Below are 17,519 nucleotides of genomic sequence, written 5' to 3' on the forward strand. Positions count from 1 at the left end.
CTCATATGAAACAAAATAAATTAGCAGTACCTGAAGTTGATTCATTTATGAATGAGTTTAAAGAGGAGTACGCGCAAGAGTTTGGTGTTCATCATTCGATTCAAGAGCAAGACGCGAAAGCGAAAGATATGACAAAGTCGATGCTGAAAAATGCAAATAAACAAGCTAAATCTGAGGAATGATACCGAAAGCTAGCAATTCGATCTCGAATTGCTAGCTTTTTTATAAATTGTTTTTACTCGCGGAAATAGTAAATGAATAAAGCGAAAGCGTATGCTACCGTTGAGTTTTGACGATTTTTTCCTATTAAAATGAAGAGACGATATAGTGAGAATAAAAAGAAATTTGAAAGAGGTTTCACTTTTTACTCCCAAAATATTTTAAAAAATGCTAAAATGAAAGAGGAATTTGTCGTTCATCCATGAAAAATAAGAACGACGTGTAAATTACATGCAATTGATAGGAGGCTGGAGAGAGAATGAATATTCATGAGTATCAAGGAAAAGAACTCCTTCGTCAATACGGAGTTGCGGTCCCTAATGGGAAAGTCGCATTCTCAGTAGAAGAAGCAGTTGAGGCTGCAAAAGAATTAGGCACAGACGTTTGTGTTGTTAAAGCTCAAATCCATGCAGGAGGCCGTGGTAAAGCTGGCGGTGTTAAAGTTGCAAAGAACATGGATGAAGTTCGTACATATGCGGATGAGATTTTAGGTAAGACACTTATTACTCACCAAACAGGTCCTGAAGGTAAAGAAGTTAAGCGCTTACTTGTCGAAGAAGGATGCGATATAAAAAACGAATACTATGTAGGTCTAGTACTTGATCGTGCTACAAATCGCGTAGTATTAATGGCTTCAGAAGAAGGCGGAACTGAAATCGAGGAAGTTGCAGAAGAAACTCCTGAGAAAATCTTCAAAGAAGTAATTGACCCAGCTGTTGGCCTTCAAGGCTTCCAAGCGCGCCGTATTGCGTTCAACATTAATATTCCTAAAGAACTTGTCGGACAAACTGTTAAGTTCATGATGGGACTATATAAAGCATTCTCTGAGAAGGATTGCTCGATTGCTGAGATCAATCCACTTGTTACTACAGGAGACGGGAAAGTAATGGCGCTTGATGCAAAGTTAAACTTTGATTCAAATGCTCTATATCGTCAAAAAGACGTACTTGCTTACCGTGATCTTGAAGAAGAAGATGAGAAAGAAATCGAAGCTTCTAAATATGACCTAAGCTACATCTCGTTAGATGGTAACATCGGTTGTATGGTTAATGGTGCAGGACTTGCTATGGCAACAATGGACATCATTAAGCATTACAGTGGTGATCCAGCTAACTTCCTTGATGTTGGTGGTGGTGCGACTGCTGAGAAAGTTACTGAAGCATTCAAAATCATCTTATCAGATGAAAATGTTAAAGGAATTTTCGTTAACATCTTTGGTGGTATCATGAAATGTGACATCATTGCAGAAGGTGTTGTAGCAGCTACTAAAGAAGTAGGGCTTGAAATTCCACTAGTTGTACGTCTTGAAGGTACAAACGTAGACCTAGGTAAGAAGATTCTTAACGAATCTGGCCTGAACATCACAGCTGCGGACTCTATGGCTGATGGTGCACAAAAAATCGTTTCTTTAGTAAAATAAATTCAAAACGGAATATATGGCTAATATGTTCTACAATAAAGTTCTACAAAATGTTTGTTCAAAAAGAAAGGCGGGACAAAAAGAATGAGTATCCTTATTAACAAAGATACAAAAGTAATCGTACAAGGGATTACAGGCGCTACTGGCCTATTCCACACTAAGCAAGCGATTGAATACGGTACACAAATCGTTGGTGGTGTAACACCTGGTAAAGGCGGAACAGAAGTTGAGGGCGTACCTGTATTTGATACAGTTGAAGATGCTGTAAAAGCAACAGGAGCTAATGCATCCGTCATTTATGTACCACCAGCTTTCGCTGCAGATGCGATCATGGAAGCGGTAGACGCTGAATTAGATCTAGCAATTTGTATTACTGAGGGCATTCCTGTAATGGATATGGTAAGTGTTAGACGTTACATGGAAGGTAAGAAAACTCGTTTAATCGGACCTAACTGCCCAGGTGTGATTACGCCTGAAGAGTGTAAAATTGGTATCATGCCTGGTTACATTCACAACAAAGGTCACGTTGGAGTCGTTTCTCGTTCTGGTACATTAACATATGAAGCCGTTCATCAGCTTTCAACAGCTGGTATTGGTCAATCTTCTGCTGTAGGTATTGGTGGAGACCCTGTTAATGGAACAAACTTCATCGATGTTTTAGAATTATTCAATGAAGATCCTGAAACATATGCAGTAATCATGATTGGTGAGATCGGCGGAACAGCTGAAGAAGAAGCTGCTGAGTGGATTAAAGCTAACATGAAAAAGCCTGTTGTAGGCTTCATTGGTGGACAAACTGCGCCTCCAGGAAAGCGTATGGGACATGCTGGCGCCATCATCTCAGGTGGTAAAGGAACAGCTGCAGAAAAAATCAAAACTCTTGAAAGCTGCGGAGTAAGTGTTGCTGAAACTCCATCTGTTATGGGTGAAACATTAATTAAAGCTCTTAAAGAAAATGACCTACTTGAGAAGTGTACAACTCACGAAGTAGCAAAATAATGACAGAAGGCTCCTCTTCTTTGGGGAGCCTTTTTTTATACCCATTCTTCTTATCTTCTAATTATCCCTCGTTCAAAAACTCCATATAGAGGATGTGTAAATTCATTGAGTACATTCCGCCAACGATTGATTCATCTTCATAGCAGTACCTATTTATCTTGGAAGCAATTACGTGATATTCAACAAGAAGACCCTACACTTCTGAAAATCTATGAAACCTCTTCTAATCATCTAATGAAGCAAATAACTATAAAAAAAGAGAAAGCTGAGAAACTACGATTCTACTTAGATGATAGTGATCCGGTTGAATATGAGAAACAGCTTCAATCTAATAAAGTAATGGTGATGACGAAGTTCGATGAGTCCTATCCAAAACAACTGTTAGAGCTTTATGATCCGCCTTGGGTGATTTATTATCGTGGCAATCTAGAATTACTAAAGAGTTCGAAGCAACTCGCAATTGTTGGCACTAGAACACCTACTAATAGAGGGGTTAGAGCAGTTGCTTGTATGGTTGAGGAGCTTGTAAGAGCTCAATTCACGATCATAAGTGGTCTAGCAGTAGGTATAGATGCTTGTGCCCACCAGCAAGCTATTTCAAACAAAGGACAAACGATCGCCGTTCTCGGTTCTGGGTTTGATTTTCCCTATCCTTCCTCTAATAAAGGTCTCTACTCCTACATGTGTCGCCATCAGCTTGTATTGAGTGAATATCCTCCTCATCACCCTCCAAAAAAATGGACGTTTCCAGCTAGAAATCGTATTATTAGTGGCTTGGCAAGAGGGGTTCTGGTCATTGAAGCAAAGACAAGAAGCGGTTCACTCATTACTGCAGATCAAGCTCTAGACCAAAACCGTGATATTTTTGCTGTACCAGGTCCTTTTGATTGTGAATGGTCTAAAGGCACGAATTTGTTAATTCAACAAGGAGCAAAACTAACTATATCAGCTCAAGATATACTTGAGGAATGGACATAAAATCGTCATTATTTTTCCGAGTTTCTTCTATATAATAGGGGCGTTTTTTGTCATTTTAAGCTTAAATCGCCACCGTCTTTTAAAACTCTTGTTTGACAAATGGTAAAAGTCTGTTTAATAATAGGGAAGATTTTAAATTAACTTCGAGAGAGGGAGCTGCTTGTTATGGCCGATTATTTAGTAATCGTTGAATCTCCCGCCAAAGCAAAGACCATTGGTAAATATTTAGGCAAAAAATACATTGTAAAGGCTTCAATGGGACATGTCAGAGACTTACCAAAAAGTCAAATGGGAGTAGATGTTGAGGAAGATTTTCAACCAAAGTATATTACAATCCGCGGGAAAGGTCCCGTGTTAAAAGAATTAAAGACCGCTGCAAAAAAAGTGAAACGAATTTATCTCGCAGCTGACCCCGATCGTGAAGGAGAGGCCATTGCGTGGCACTTAGCGCATAGCCTGAATATCGATGAGACGTCAGACTGTCGGGTTGTATTTAATGAAATTACAAAGCAAGCAATAAAAGATGCTTTTAAAACACCTCGTAAAATCAATATGGATTTAGTAGATGCCCAACAAGCAAGACGAATCCTTGATCGTTTAGTAGGTTATAACATTAGCCCTCTATTATGGAAAAAAGTAAAAAAGGGCTTAAGCGCAGGACGAGTTCAATCTGTCGCTGTAAAGATGATTATTGAACGTGAAAAAGAAATTCAAGCATTTGTTCCAGAAGAATATTGGACGATCCAAGGACAGTTCTCGCTTGGAGATGAACAGTTTGATGCGAAGTTTTATGGCGTTGATGGAAAAAAACAGGAATTGAAGTCAGAAGAAGAAGTAAAAGCCATTTTAGCGAAGTTAAAAGGGAGATCTTTTGATGTTAATTCAGTTAAGAAGAAAGAACGTAAACGAAATCCGGTAACACCTTTTACGACTTCTTCTCTTCAACAAGAGGCTGCTAGAAAACTTAACTTTAGAGCTAAGAAAACGATGATGATTGCTCAACAATTGTATGAAGGAATCGATTTGGGTAAAGAAGGTACAGTCGGTTTAATCACCTACATGCGTACAGACTCAACTCGCATTTCAGAAACCGCCCAAACAGAAACAAGAAAATATATTGAAGAGCAATTTGGTAAAGATTATATTAGAGTCGGGCAACGTACCGTAAAAAAAGATAAAAAATCACAAGATGCGCATGAAGCGATCCGCCCAACTGCTGTATTTAAAGACCCTAAAAGCTTAAAGAGTTACCTATCTCGTGACCAACTTCGACTCTATCGTTTGATTTGGGAACGTCTTGTCGCAAGTGAAATGGCCCCAGCCATAATGGACACGATGTCAGTAGACTTAGAGAACGCAGGGGTAGTGTTTAGAGCAACTGGTTCTAAAGTGAAGTTCCCTGGTTTTATGAAGGTATATATTGAAGGTAATGATGATGGAAAAAAAGAAGAAGATCGCCTCCTTCCAAACCTTGAAGAAGGACAAACGGTAAAAAAGGAAAACATCGATCCGAATCAACATTTTACGCAACCACCTCCAAGATACACAGAGGCAAGGCTCGTAAAAACGATGGAAGAGCTTGGAATAGGAAGACCATCTACTTATGCACCTACACTTGATACGATCCAAAAACGTGGATATGTTGCTCTAGAAGAAAAGCGCTTTGTTCCAACAGAACTTGGTGAGATTGTGTTAGAGCTAATTGTAGAATTCTTCCCTGAGATCTTAGATGTAGAATTTACAGCGAAAATGGAAACGGATTTAGACTCAATTGAAGAAGGAAACCATCAATGGGTACATATCATTGATGATTTCTATCAAGGATTTGAAAAACGTCTCAAAGTAGCAGAAGAAGAAATGAAAGAAGTCGAAATAAAAGACGAACCAGCTGGAGAAGATTGTGAAAAATGTGGACATGAAATGGTCTATAAAATGGGGCGTTATGGAAAGTTCATGGCCTGCTCAAACTTCCCAGAATGCCGAAATACAAAAGCAATTGTAAAAGATATTGGTGTTAAATGTCCGACTTGTAATGAAGGAAACATCGTCGAACGTAAAAGCAAGAAGCGCCGTACGTTCTTCGGATGTGATCGCTATCCTGAATGCGAGTTTATTTCATGGGATAAACCCATTGCACGTCCTTGTCCAAAATGCTCAAGTATGCTTGTTGAGAAGAAGACGAAAAAGGGTGTCAATGTACAATGTTCTTCTTGTGATTACAAAGAAGAAACAAATTAACAGATTAAATTGTTGAATCTTGACGAAAAAAGTATTATGATGTATTAGGATTCAAGCGAATAAGTGGTGATCGATCACCACTGAAAAGATGGTTAGTTGAGACAATCTAGTGTGTATAATGATTGAACGAGAGAAAACCAAGGGTCTGAACCGCTAATGTGCAAGAAAACAACAAGATGATCTCCGTATGATGATCTTGTTCTTGCCATAGTCACCGTTCAGACCTTTTTGAATGATTTTAATTGAGTGGAGGCGTTTAGTATGGAACAACAGCATGTAAATGTTATTGGTGCTGGATTAGCCGGAAGCGAAGCTGCATGGCAACTAGCAAAACGTGATATAAAGGTTCATTTATATGAGATGAGACCGGTTAGACAAACACCTGCTCATCATACAGATAAATTTGCAGAACTCGTTTGTAGTAATTCGCTTCGTTCAAATGGATTAACAAATGCAGTTGGTGTGCTTAAAGAGGAAATGAGAAAGCTTGATTCGGTTATTATTGGTTCTGCCGATGATTCATCCGTGCCTGCAGGAGGCGCGCTTGCCGTAGACCGCCATGAGTTTGCTCAACATGTAACAGATCGAGTGAAAAACCACCCTAATGTGACTGTTTTCAATGAAGAAATTTCGGAAATTCCAGAAGGCCCAACGATTATTGCGACAGGTCCATTAACTTCTGAAGGATTATCAAAAGAACTTCAATCTTTAACTGGTGAGGAATATTTATATTTCTATGATGCAGCAGCACCAATCATTGAAACGGATTCAATTGATCGTGACAAAGTTTACTTGAAATCTCGTTATGATAAAGGTGAAGCGGCTTACTTAAATTGCCCAATGACTGAAGAGGAATTTGATCGTTTTTACGAGGCGTTAATTACTGCTGAAACAGTACCTTTAAAAGAATTTGAAAAGGAAGTTTTCTTTGAAGGGTGTATGCCAATTGAAGTAATGGCTAAGCGTGGAAAGAAGACGATGTTGTTTGGACCGATGAAGCCAGTAGGACTAGAACATCCTGAAACTGGCAAGCGTCCATATGCAGTTGTCCAACTTCGTCAAGATAATCAATCCGGTACTCTCTATAACATTGTTGGTTTCCAAACTCATTTAAAGTGGGGCCCTCAAAAGGAAGTATTAAAGTTAATCCCTGGTTTAGAGAATGCAGAAATTGTTCGTTATGGTGTTATGCATCGTAACACATTCATCAATTCTCCAAACTTACTTAAGCCAACCTATCAGTATAAAGACCGCGATGATCTCTTTTTTGCTGGTCAAATCACGGGGGTTGAAGGATATGTTGAATCTGCAGCAGCTGGTTTAATTGCAGGAATTAATGCAGCCAAGCTTGTGAAAAATGAAGAGTTAATCACTTTCCCAGAGGAAACGATTCTCGGTAGCATGGCTAATTACATTACGACTGCGAATCCAAAAAACTTCCAACCGATGAATGCGAACTTTGGTTTACTACCACCATTAGAAGTGCGAATCAAAAACAAAAAGGAACGTTATGAACAACTAGCTTCACGAGCTTTAGGGTCAATTCAGAATTTTGTGAAAAAAATGTAAATATTATTGCGGGAGCTACTAAATCGTGTTAGAATTTAGTAGCTCTGTGAGGTGATTCAGGTGAATCAGTCAAAAGATGAACAATGGATCAAAGAATTTATTCGTTTTTTACAGGTTGAGAAAAATTATTCTGTACATACCGTTAAAAGTTATCAACGTGATATAGATGATTTCTGTCATTTCATGAAGAAGCACGAATGCTTTTCATTGACTGAGGTGACATATCTTTTTGTGCGCTCATATTTAACTTATTTACATGAGTTAGCGTATGCGAGGAATTCGGTTTCTAGAAAAATTTCGTCCATGCGTAGTCTTTTTCACTATCTAATGAGAGAAGAAATCTTAACGACTAATGTGTTTGCAGAGACGTATCTTCCTAAAAAAGCGGGAAGGTTACCTACTTTTCTGTATGAAGAAGAAATGCTTCAATTATTTGATGCGTTTCAAGGTGAGAAGCCTCTAGATAAACGGGACCGTGCCCTACTAGAACTCCTTTATGCCACAGGAATGCGTGTTAGTGAATGTAGTCATCTAGAAGTAGAAGACATCGATTTTCATATTGGCACCGTGTTTGTAACAGGTAAGGGAAGAAAAGAACGTTATATTCCTATCGGTTCGTTTGCTGTAGATGCATTAAAAGAATATATTGATGATGCGCGAGTAAATATACTGAAAAAGGGGAATGGTGAGACTAAACGGCTTTTTCTGAATTATCGTGGAGGTCCTTTATCGGAGAGAAGTATACGCACCATTTTATCGAAACGAGTGAAAGAAGCTTCTCTTCATCAACATGTACGTCCGCATGATCTAAGACATTCATTTGCGACACATCTTTTAAATAATGGTGCTGATCTACGTGTAGTTCAGGAATTACTTGGACATGAAAATCTATCAACGACACAAATTTACACGCATGTAACGAAAGAGAGATTGCGTGATGTATATAAAAATCATCACCCCCGTGCTTAACAATCGTGATGAGGAGGTCTATTAATGGATGCGAATACAACTTTTCATGCAACAACGATATTTGCTGTACAACATAATGGTCAATGTGCGATGGCAGGAGATGGGCAAGTTACGTTTGGAAATGCGGTAGTAATGAAACATACAGCTAAGAAAGTACGTAGAATTTATCAAGGGAAAGTTTTAGCAGGGTTTGCTGGGTCAGTTGCAGATGCATTTACTCTCTTTGAAAAGTTTGAAAGTAAGCTAGAGGAGTACAACGGCAATTTACAACGAGCGGCAGTAGAGCTTGCTAAAGAGTGGCGGAGTGATAAAGTATTACGACGCTTAGAAGCCATGCTTATCGTGATGAATCGCGATCATGTTCTTTTAGTTTCAGGTACTGGTGAAGTGATTGAACCAGATGATGGCATTTTAGCGATTGGTTCTGGTGGGAATTACGCCTTATCTGCCGGACGTGCATTGAAAAAGCATGCGCCTACCTTGTCTGCCAAAGAGATTGCAACAGCAGCTCTAGAAACAGCTGGTGAAATTTGTGTGTATACAAATTTAAATCTAGTCGTCGAAGAACTTCTCTAAAGACTTGATAGAAACGATAAATGGAGAGTGATTGCGTTGAAAAATAAAGCCAACCTAACACCAAAAGAGATCGTTGGACGCCTAAATCAATATATTGTTGGTCAAGAGGGAGCGAAAAAATCAGTTGCGATCGCTCTTCGGAATCGGTATCGCCGTAGCTTACTTGAAGACAAGTTAAAAGATGAAGTAACACCTAAAAACATCCTAATGATTGGACCAACTGGCGTCGGTAAGACGGAAATCGCTCGTCGTCTTGCTAAGCTTGTAGGTGCCCCTTTTATAAAAGTTGAAGCGACAAAGTTTACAGAAGTTGGATATGTTGGACGTGATGTTGAATCGATGGTACGTGATTTGGTTGAATCGAGTGTACGGATCGTCAAGGAAGAGAAAATGGAAGGTGTAAGGGAACAAGCACTTGAACAAGCGAATGAACGTTTAGTGGAATTGTTAGCTCCTTCTAAAAAGAAACAAAGCTCATCCTATAAGAATCCTTTCGAAATGATTTTTGGAAATCAGCCTGGAAGTCAGCAGCCTACAGATGATTCAACTACTGAAGAAGAGGGTATCAAGGAACAAAGAAGAAGAGTTGCTCATCAACTTGCTTTAGGTGAATTAGAAGATCGTATGGTCACCATTGAAGTGGAAGAACAAACTCAAAATTTCATGGATATGTTTCAAGGTGCGGGTATGGAACAAATGGGCATGAACATGCAAGATATGCTTGGAGGTATGATCCCTAAAAAGCGTAAGAAGCGTAAAATGGCTGTAAGTGATGCAAGAGGTACTCTAGCTGAAGAAGAAGCTCAAAAGCTCATCGACATGGATGAGGTGACACAACTTGCAGTAGAGCGTGCTGAACAATTAGGTATTATCTTTATTGATGAGATTGATAAAGTAGCAGGTAAATCTTCAGGACAATCTGCTGATGTTTCAAGAGAAGGCGTTCAAAGAGATATTTTACCGATTGTGGAAGGCTCAACCATTGTAACAAAATATGGAGCGGTTAAAACAGACCATATCCTTTTCATAGGTGCAGGTGCCTTTCATATTGCAAAGCCATCTGATTTAATCCCAGAATTACAAGGACGTTTTCCGATTCGTGTAGAGCTTAAGAACTTAACAGTAGATGATTTTGTGAGGATCTTAGTAGAGCCTGATAATGCGTTATTAAAACAATATTCAGCTCTTTTACAAACAGAAGGTATAAAAGTTACATTTACTGACGATGCTGTTCGTAAGATTGCGACAATTGCTACCGAGGTCAATCAAGATACTGAAAACATTGGTGCAAGAAGACTTCATACCATGCTTGAGAAACTGTTAGAAGATCTATCATATGAAGCAGCGGATATTACGCTAGAAGAAATAGTGATTACACCTGAATACGTTGAAGAAAAATTAGCAACAATTGCGAAAAATCGCGACTTAAGCCAGTATATTTTATAGGATTCCTAGGAGGAGATTTGATATGAATTTATTATCAAGAACAAGAAAAATCAATGAAATGTTACAAAAATCTGGAGGACAACACGTAAACTTTAAGGATATGGCTGAAACATTACGTGATGCAATCAGTGCAAATATATTCGTAGTAAGCCGTCGAGGTAAGCTACTAGGATTTGCTATTAAACAAGAGATTGAAAATGAGCGTATGAAAAAAATGTTAGAAGATCGCCAGTTCCCTGAAGAGTATACAGGTGGTTTATCGAAAGTAGAAGATACGTCTCCAAACTTAGATATTAATAGTGAGTACACAGCATTTCCTGTAGAGAACAAAGATTTGTTCCAACATGGATTAACGACGATTGTGCCGATATTAGGTGGAGGCCAACGCTTAGGTACATTAGTACTTGCTCGTTTAAATGATTCATTTAGCGATGATGATCTGATTTTAGCTGAATACGGTGCAACTGTAGTAGGAATGGAAATCCTACATGAAAAAACACAAGAAATTGAAGAAGAGGCACGTAGTAAAGCGGTTGTTCAAATGGCGATTAGTTCACTATCATACAGTGAATTAGAAGCAGTTGAGCATATCTTCCAAGAACTTGATGGCAAAGAAGGATTACTTGTAGCTAGTAAAATTGCCGACCGTGTAGGAATTACTCGTTCAGTCATTGTAAATGCACTTCGTAAATTAGAAAGTGCAGGGGTAATCGAGTCTCGTTCTCTTGGTATGAAAGGTACGTATATCAAAGTCTTAAACGATAAATTCTTAATGGAACTTGAGAAGATCAAAACAAAGTAATAAATTAATGTATAGTCTAAAAAAGACCACTTTTAAGTGGTCTTTTTTTTGTGAGTATATGTACCTATAAGAGGAAACTCTCATTTATATGGTAAAATATTGTAAAATAATTAGGTTGAAAAAATTATTAATGAATTTATAATAAGATATACTCCGGTGTATTTGTGACTAAAGTATGTTAAAAATGGTAGTTCTTTATTATCTAATCTAAAATCCTCACAATCTTCATTAGACTTTTTGGGACATATTGATTACAATTTTCGTAGTGAGTTTTGTGTGAAAATATGTATAAAATTGTTTGTATAGAAAGAATTTAATTGAAATACAAGGAATTATGTCGAAAGGTGGGACGAGATTGAATTTATTTTCTAACTCAACCTTTAACGTTTTAGAAAGAGGTTTGGATGGTTCCAAAATGCGTCAGCATGCGATTTCTCAAAATGTAGCAAATGCTGGAACACCTAATTACCAAGCTAAAACGGTTAGTTTTAAACATACATTAAATGAAGTTATTGGAAATCAGTTACAGGCAACGAAAACAAATAGTAAACACGTCGACTTTAGTTCTAATAGACCAGGACCTGCTGTACAAGTGAATCAAAACACTACATATAACCATAATGGGAACAATGTCGATATTGACTTAGAAATGGCCGAATTAGCAAAAAATCAAATTTATTACAATGCATTAATTGATCGGATGAATGGAAGATTTCAAAGTTTACAAACGGTTATTAGAGGAGGTAACTAATTTTGACGATTTTTGGTGGTTTTAATACGAGTTCCTCTGCATTAACAACGCAACGTCTCCGAATGGACGTGATTTCATCTAATATGGCAAATGCTGAAACAACTCGTGCCCAGCAAGTCAATGGAGAGTGGGTACCTTATAGAAGAAAAATGGTCGTTGTTGAACCAAATCAGAAAACACCTTTCTCTTCCTATTTACATACAGCTATGGGGCAAAAAGGAGAGATTGGATCTGGCGTGAAGGCATCAGCAATTGTAGAGGATCAAAATCCTTTCAAGCTTGTCTACGATCCTAGTCATCCAGATGCAAACGTAGAAGGATATGTGGAATTACCAAATGTAGACCCTTTACGTGAAATGGTTGACTTGACGACTGCGACAAGATCGTATGAGGCAAATGTCACGACTTTAAACGCTACGAAGAATATGCTGATGAAAGCACTTGAAATAGGAAGATAGGTGGGGATATTAGATGGATATTAACAGGGTGTCATCTCCTTTTATGCTACAAAATCAACTAGGGCTAGTCAGTCAAATGAACCATACCCCTGCACAAGCTGGAGCAACATTTAAAAAAGCTTTAACAGAAGCTGTTCATAATGTAAATGAACTTCAAAACGTTTCTGCTTTAAAAACAGAGCAATTAGCGCGAGGGGAAATTACTAATTTACATGATGTAATGATTACGGGGCAAAAAGCGTCTGTAGCATTACAAGCTACGGTGGAAGTTCGAAATAAAGTGATTGAATCTTATCAAGAAATTATGAGAATGCAAGTCTAATTGTTTTAAGAACATAATTGTGCATGAAGTAATTGGCTTTGTAGGTTGTAGGAGGGCGCATGAACGAGAAATTTGTACTTTATAAGCAGAAAGTAACAGAATATTGGAGTGGTCGTACGAGCAAGCAGAAGAATATCATCTTAATCTCGCTAGTCGCCGCTGCTCTATTACTTGTTTTTATCTTATTTTTAGGGAATAGAACGAATAACGTCCCTCTTTACAGTAATTTAACCCTACAAGAAACTGGGCAAATTAAAGAAACGTTAGATGCTAGAGGGATTCCTGCTGAAATTTCAGACAACGGAACGACTATTTTAGTTCCTGAAGCTCAAGTAGATAGTCTTAAAGTAGACTTAGCAGCAGAAGGTATACCTAGAAGTGGAAGTATTGATTATAGTTTCTTCCAAGATCAAATGGGCTTTGGCATGACGGATAATGAATTTTCTGTTATGGAAAGAGGTTTGATGCAAACCGAACTAGCGGATTTGATCCGTAATATCAATGGTGTAAATCATGCTAATGTCATGATTACCTTACCAGAGGAAAGTGTGTGGCTAAATACAACTCAAGAGGCTGCAACTGCCTCTGTTATTGTTGATTTAGCGCCTGGATACCAACTAGATCAAAACCAAGTGAAGGCACTTTATCACTTAGTATCAAAAAGTGTTCCAAACCTTCCTATTGAAAATATCGTCATAATGAACCAAATGTTTGAGGATTATTTTTACGATAATGATGGGAATCAAACAACGACGCTATCAGCATTTGAACAGCAAAGGTCGATCCAACGTGAAATTGAGAGAGATCTAACAAGAAATTTACAAAGAATGCTAGGTACCGTCGTTGGTCAAGATAAGGTGTTAGTGTCAGTTACGACTGATATTGATTTCACTCAAGAAAATCGACAAGAAACATTGGTAGAGCCTGTTGATACTGAAAACATTGAAGGTATTGCAGTTAGTATTGAACGAATCACCGAAACGTACACCGGTGAAGGCACACCTCCAGGCGGGGTAGAAGGTACTGGCGAAGGCATTCCTAACTTCCCTGGTGCTGTCGGTCAAGGTGATTCAGAATATGAACGAACAGAAGATCGAATTAACAACGAAGTAAATCGAATTAATCGAGACATCGTAGAAAGCCCATATAAAATCAGAGACTTAGGAATTCAGGTAATGGTAGAACCTCCAGAAGGAATGGACGTCTTACCACAAGAGAAATTAGATGATATCCAACAAATTCTAGGAACGGTTGTACGTACGAGTATTTCAGGTATATATGCGGATGAGCTAACAGAAGCAGGAATTAATGAAAAGATTTTTGTCTCGTCCCAACCATTTGAAGGAAAAGCCGAAATCGGTGAGCAAACACAAACGATCATACCTGTATGGATGTACGTTGCTGCAGGAATTTTAGTCGTTATCATTCTATTATTACTCGTTTTATTAGCTAAGAAGCGAAAACGTGAAGCAGAGGAAGAAGAGTACGTGATCGAACAAACAGCGGCCGTCGTACCAGACCTTCCTAATGAGGATATGAGCGAGAAGGCAACAAAACGCAAACAATTAGAGAAAATGGCAAAAGAAAAACCAGATGAATTTTCAAAACTTCTTCGTACATGGTTATCTGAGGATTAGGAGGGAAGACTTTTGGCACAGTCAACTAAAAAAGGGTTAACAGGTAAGCAAAAAGCAGCAATCCTCCTGATCTCACTTGGGCCAGATGTATCTGCACAAGTGTATAAGCATTTGTCTGAGGAGGAAATTGAACAATTAACGCTTGAAATTGCGAATGTTCGTAAAGTGGATAGCGAAATGAAAGAAGATATATTAGAGCAATTTCATTCATTAGTTTTAGCTCAAGATTATATTGCTCAGGGTGGAATTGGATATGCGAAAAGTATTTTAGAAAAAGCACTTGGAGAAGCAAATGCGATGGATATCATTAATCGTTTGACTTCTACCTTGCAAGTACGTCCATTTGATTTTGCTAGAAAATCAGATCCATCTCAAATTTTAAATTTTATTCAAAATGAACATCCTCAGACGATTGCCTTAATTTTAAGTTATTTAGATTCTGTTCAGGCAGGACAAATCCTCTCAGAGCTACCACAAGAAGTGCAAGCTGATGTAGCAAAAAGAATTGCTTTAATGGATAGTACCTCGCCTGAGATAATAAATGAAGTAGAATCGATCTTAGAGCAAAAGCTATCATCTACTATGACACAAGATTACACCGAAGCAGGCGGAATTGAGGCAGTGGTAGATGTCTTAAACAGCGTAGATCGCTCAACGGAGCGAACGATCCTAGACGCCCTTGAGATTCAAGACCCTGAATTAGCAGAAGAGATTAAAAAGAGAATGTTTGTATTTGAGGATATCGTGACATTAGATAATCGTTCGATTCAAAGAGTCATCCGCGATGTTGAAAATGAAGACCTGCAATTATCTCTTAAAGTGGCGAGTGATGAGGTCAAAGAGATTGTATTTGGAAATATGTCTCAACGAATGGCTGAAGCATTTAAAGATGAGATGGAATTTATGGGGCCTGTTCGATTACGTGATGTGGAAGAAGCTCAAACGAGAATCGTGGCTGTCATAAGGCGCCTAGAGGAAGCAGGGGAGATCGTCATTGCACGTGGCGGAGGAGATGATGTCATTGTCTAGAGTCATCAAATCAAGTCATTTCCCTTCTTCTGATAAAGAAGCTAAAAAAATCACGATTAAAAAGTTGTTTCAACATGAAACGTTTCAACCTTTAATAGGAAATGAAGTTCGTGGGGAAGAACAGCAAGTTATCCCAATGAATCAATCGGATACAGAAGAAGCGATCGCTCAACGTCTAAAAGAAAGTGAAGAACAAGCAAACCAACTTATAAGTGAAGCGAAAGCCGCAATTAAGAAGATGTATGATCAACTAGAGCTCGATCAAGTAGAGGCGCATAATCAGCAACAACTAGCTTATCAAGAAATGCAAGAGCAAGGATACCAAGAAGGTTTAGTAAATGGTAAAAGTGATGGATTCAAAGAGTACGCTTCCGTTATTGAAGAAGCAAATAGTGTGATTATGAGTGCGAAAGATGAATACTACAAAATCATTGAGCGAGCTGAACCAGTCATCGTTGAGTTAGCTGTAGAATTATGCCATCGAATGATCGGCACCCAATTAAAGGAAGAAGCGACTACATGGAATCGATTAGTTCAACAAGTGATCAAACAAGTTCAAGAGCATGAAGAAGTGAAAATTTACGTTCATCCTTCCTGGTATGAGAGAACTAGACAGCAAAAAGAAGAGTTAAAGAGTTTAGTTACTCATACAGAAGAGCTGTACATTTATGCAGATCACGGGCTTTCGGAAAATGGCTGTATAATTGAAACGAAATTTGGACGAATCGATGCAACAATTGACCATCAGCTTAATGAACTAAAACAACAACTGCTCTTAAGAATTGAGGAGGTAGGACATGAAAGCCAAGTCACTGATTAAATCAGTCCACACTATTTCTCCTTATAAATGGTATGGAAAAGTAGTCCGTGTTGTTGGCTTGATGATTGAATCGGTTGGTCCGATTGCATCAATTGGTGATCTTTGTTATATCCTCGTTGGGAAGAACCAAAAAACAAAAGTACGGGCAGAGGTTGTTGGCTTTAGAGATGAGCATGTTTTGTTAATGCCCCTAAATGGTGTAGCTGAAATTTCTCCTGGAAGTTTAGTGGAAGCAACCGGGAAGCCTCTTCAGATTAAAGTAGGAACCGGTTTGATAGGAAAAGTAGTGGATGGTTGCGGTCAACTCTTAGATGAGAGCGCCTTACCACGAGGGTTGACCTCCTTTCCAACGGACAACCAACCTCCTAATCCATTAAAAAGACCTCGTATTGAAGAGAAGATGAATCTAGGAGTCAGAGCAATCGATAGTTTGTTTACAGTCGGAAAAGGTCAGCGTGTTGGTATTTTCGCAGGGAGTGGGGTAGGGAAGAGTACCTTACTTGCAATGCTTGCGAAACATTCCTCTGCAGATATAAATGTCATAGCCTTAATTGGTGAGCGTGGACGTGAAGTGAAAGATTTTATTGAAAGAGATTTAGGAGAAGAGGGCTTAAAGCGCACCATTTTAGTAGTAGCAACCTCTGATCAACCAGCTTTAATGAGAATTAAAGGTGCGATGACTGCTACAGCCATCGCGGAGTATTTTAGGAATCAAGGATTTGATGTCAATTTAATGATGGATTCGGTGACTCGTTTTGCGATGGCGCAGCGGGAGGTAGGGCTGGCTATTGGAGAACCTCCTACTACAAAAGGGTATACACCATCTGTATTTGCGATGTTACCAAAGCTCTTAGAACGCTCTGGTACGGATGCTAAAGGAAGTGTAACGGCTTTTTATACCGTGTTAGTTGATGGGGACGATATGAATGAACCAATTGCTGATGCGGTGCGAGGGATACTTGATGGTCACTTAGTGCTTGATCGCCGTCTCGCTAATAAAGGACAATTCCCTGCTATTAATGTATTGAAAAGTGTAAGTCGGCTTATGCCTGATTTAGCTGATGATAAACATAGACAAGCAGCTGATCGAGTAAGGAAGTTATTAGTTACATATGAAGAAGCAGAAGACTTAATAAACATTGGTGCTTATAAGCGAGGATCTTCTAAAGAAATTGATGAAGCAATAGCAGCTTACCCTATGATTATCTCCTTTCTTACTCAAGCGACAAATGAAATGATGACAATCGATGAATCTACAAATTTGTTAATGAAACAATTCGGGTGAG

17 protein-coding genes are annotated in these 17,519 nt (G+C 38.6%); all 17 read left to right on the forward strand.

The annotated features are described in order from the left end of the window. The first annotated feature begins 5 nt into the window (after positions 1-5). Positions 6-182: a small, acid-soluble spore protein, alpha/beta type gene (locus tag RYX56_RS13690; RefSeq protein WP_317122597.1), complete on the forward strand. Its 177-nt coding sequence runs from the start codon at positions 6-8 to the stop codon at positions 180-182. Positions 183-478: 296 nt separating this feature from the next. Next, complete coding sequence (gene sucC, locus RYX56_RS13695) at positions 479-1,639, forward strand: ADP-forming succinate--CoA ligase subunit beta (protein ID WP_317122598.1); 1,161 nt, start codon at positions 479-481, stop codon at positions 1,637-1,639. A gap of 84 nt (positions 1,640-1,723) precedes the next feature. Further along, the gene (gene sucD, locus RYX56_RS13700) at positions 1,724-2,638 is read left to right on the forward strand and encodes a succinate--CoA ligase subunit alpha (protein ID WP_317122599.1); all 915 of its coding nucleotides are present in this window, start codon (positions 1,724-1,726) and stop codon (positions 2,636-2,638) included. 105 nt (positions 2,639-2,743) lie between these two features. Continuing rightward, positions 2,744-3,616: a DNA-processing protein DprA gene (dprA, locus tag RYX56_RS13705; protein WP_317122600.1), complete on the forward strand. Its 873-nt coding sequence runs from the start codon at positions 2,744-2,746 to the stop codon at positions 3,614-3,616. 165 nt (positions 3,617-3,781) lie between these two features. Continuing rightward, positions 3,782-5,854, forward strand: a complete 2,073-nt coding sequence (topA, locus tag RYX56_RS13710) for a type I DNA topoisomerase (protein WP_317122601.1) — start codon at positions 3,782-3,784, stop codon at positions 5,852-5,854. Between the two features lie 261 nt (positions 5,855-6,115). After that, the gene (gene trmFO, locus RYX56_RS13715; RefSeq protein ID WP_317122602.1) at positions 6,116-7,423 is read left to right on the forward strand and encodes an FADH(2)-oxidizing methylenetetrahydrofolate--tRNA-(uracil(54)-C(5))-methyltransferase TrmFO; all 1,308 of its coding nucleotides are present in this window, start codon (positions 6,116-6,118) and stop codon (positions 7,421-7,423) included. A gap of 60 nt (positions 7,424-7,483) precedes the next feature. Next, positions 7,484-8,392 (forward strand): tyrosine recombinase XerC, encoded by a 909-nt coding sequence (gene xerC, locus RYX56_RS13720; RefSeq protein ID WP_317122603.1) that lies wholly within the window; start codon positions 7,484-7,486, stop codon positions 8,390-8,392. A 24-nt stretch (positions 8,393-8,416) separates the two neighbouring features. Continuing rightward, positions 8,417-8,968, forward strand: coding sequence for an ATP-dependent protease subunit HslV (gene hslV / locus RYX56_RS13725; RefSeq protein ID WP_317122604.1), 552 nt, complete (start codon positions 8,417-8,419; stop codon positions 8,966-8,968). A 36-nt stretch (positions 8,969-9,004) separates the two neighbouring features. After that, complete coding sequence (gene hslU, locus RYX56_RS13730; RefSeq protein ID WP_317122605.1) at positions 9,005-10,414, forward strand: ATP-dependent protease ATPase subunit HslU; 1,410 nt, start codon at positions 9,005-9,007, stop codon at positions 10,412-10,414. A 22-nt stretch (positions 10,415-10,436) separates the two neighbouring features. Then, positions 10,437-11,216, forward strand: a complete 780-nt coding sequence (gene codY / locus RYX56_RS13735) for a GTP-sensing pleiotropic transcriptional regulator CodY (protein ID WP_317122606.1) — start codon at positions 10,437-10,439, stop codon at positions 11,214-11,216. A 355-nt stretch (positions 11,217-11,571) separates the two neighbouring features. Beyond that, entirely contained in the window at positions 11,572-11,967 is a 396-nt protein-coding gene (gene flgB, locus RYX56_RS13740; protein WP_317122842.1) for a flagellar basal body rod protein FlgB, read from the forward strand. A gap of 8 nt (positions 11,968-11,975) precedes the next feature. Continuing rightward, on the forward strand, positions 11,976-12,425 hold the full coding sequence (gene flgC, locus RYX56_RS13745; protein WP_439108498.1) for a flagellar basal body rod protein FlgC: 450 nt from the start codon (positions 11,976-11,978) through the stop codon (positions 12,423-12,425). 13 nt (positions 12,426-12,438) lie between these two features. Beyond that, positions 12,439-12,747 carry a flagellar hook-basal body complex protein FliE gene (gene fliE / locus RYX56_RS13750; protein WP_317122608.1) on the forward strand — a complete coding sequence of 103 codons (309 nt, stop codon included), beginning with the start codon at positions 12,439-12,441 and terminating at the stop codon, positions 12,745-12,747. Positions 12,748-12,806: 59 nt separating this feature from the next. Next, a complete protein-coding gene (gene fliF, locus RYX56_RS13755; protein WP_317122609.1) occupies positions 12,807-14,384 on the forward strand; it encodes a flagellar basal-body MS-ring/collar protein FliF in 1,578 nt (525 codons plus the stop codon). Positions 14,385-14,396: 12 nt separating this feature from the next. Further along, entirely contained in the window at positions 14,397-15,413 is a 1,017-nt protein-coding gene (gene fliG, locus RYX56_RS13760; protein WP_317122610.1) for a flagellar motor switch protein FliG, read from the forward strand. After that, the gene (fliH, locus tag RYX56_RS13765) at positions 15,406-16,233 is read left to right on the forward strand and encodes a flagellar assembly protein FliH (RefSeq protein WP_317122611.1); all 828 of its coding nucleotides are present in this window, start codon (positions 15,406-15,408) and stop codon (positions 16,231-16,233) included. The genes fliG and fliH overlap by 8 nt, the downstream gene beginning before the upstream one ends. Then, positions 16,211-17,518, forward strand: coding sequence for a flagellar protein export ATPase FliI (gene fliI, locus RYX56_RS13770; RefSeq protein ID WP_317122612.1), 1,308 nt, complete (start codon positions 16,211-16,213; stop codon positions 17,516-17,518). The genes fliH and fliI overlap by 23 nt, the downstream gene beginning before the upstream one ends. Position 17,519: the final 1 nt, after the last annotated feature.

The organism is Alkalihalophilus lindianensis (genome assembly GCF_032843265.1).
Taxonomy (GTDB): Bacteria; Bacillota; Bacilli; order Bacillales; family Bacillaceae_D; genus Alkalihalophilus; species Alkalihalophilus lindianensis.

Excerpts from the sequence above, each read along its gene's own strand:
- hslV (WP_317122604.1), top strand. The coding sequence starts at position 8,417 with ATGGATGCGAATACAACTTTTCATGCAACAACGATATTTGCTGTACAA.
- fliE (WP_317122608.1), top strand. The coding sequence starts at position 12,439 with ATGGATATTAACAGGGTGTCATCTCCTTTTATGCTACAAAATCAACTA.
- trmFO (WP_317122602.1), top strand. The coding sequence starts at position 6,116 with ATGGAACAACAGCATGTAAATGTTATTGGTGCTGGATTAGCCGGAAGC.
- topA (WP_317122601.1), top strand. The coding sequence starts at position 3,782 with ATGGCCGATTATTTAGTAATCGTTGAATCTCCCGCCAAAGCAAAGACC.
- codY (WP_317122606.1), top strand. The coding sequence starts at position 10,437 with ATGAATTTATTATCAAGAACAAGAAAAATCAATGAAATGTTACAAAAA.
- sucD (WP_317122599.1), top strand. The coding sequence starts at position 1,724 with ATGAGTATCCTTATTAACAAAGATACAAAAGTAATCGTACAAGGGATT.
- sucC (WP_317122598.1), top strand. The coding sequence starts at position 479 with ATGAATATTCATGAGTATCAAGGAAAAGAACTCCTTCGTCAATACGGA.
- RYX56_RS13690 (WP_317122597.1), top strand. The coding sequence starts at position 6 with ATGAAACAAAATAAATTAGCAGTACCTGAAGTTGATTCATTTATGAAT.
- fliF (WP_317122609.1), top strand. The coding sequence starts at position 12,807 with ATGAACGAGAAATTTGTACTTTATAAGCAGAAAGTAACAGAATATTGG.
- fliI (WP_317122612.1), top strand. The coding sequence starts at position 16,211 with ATGAAAGCCAAGTCACTGATTAAATCAGTCCACACTATTTCTCCTTAT.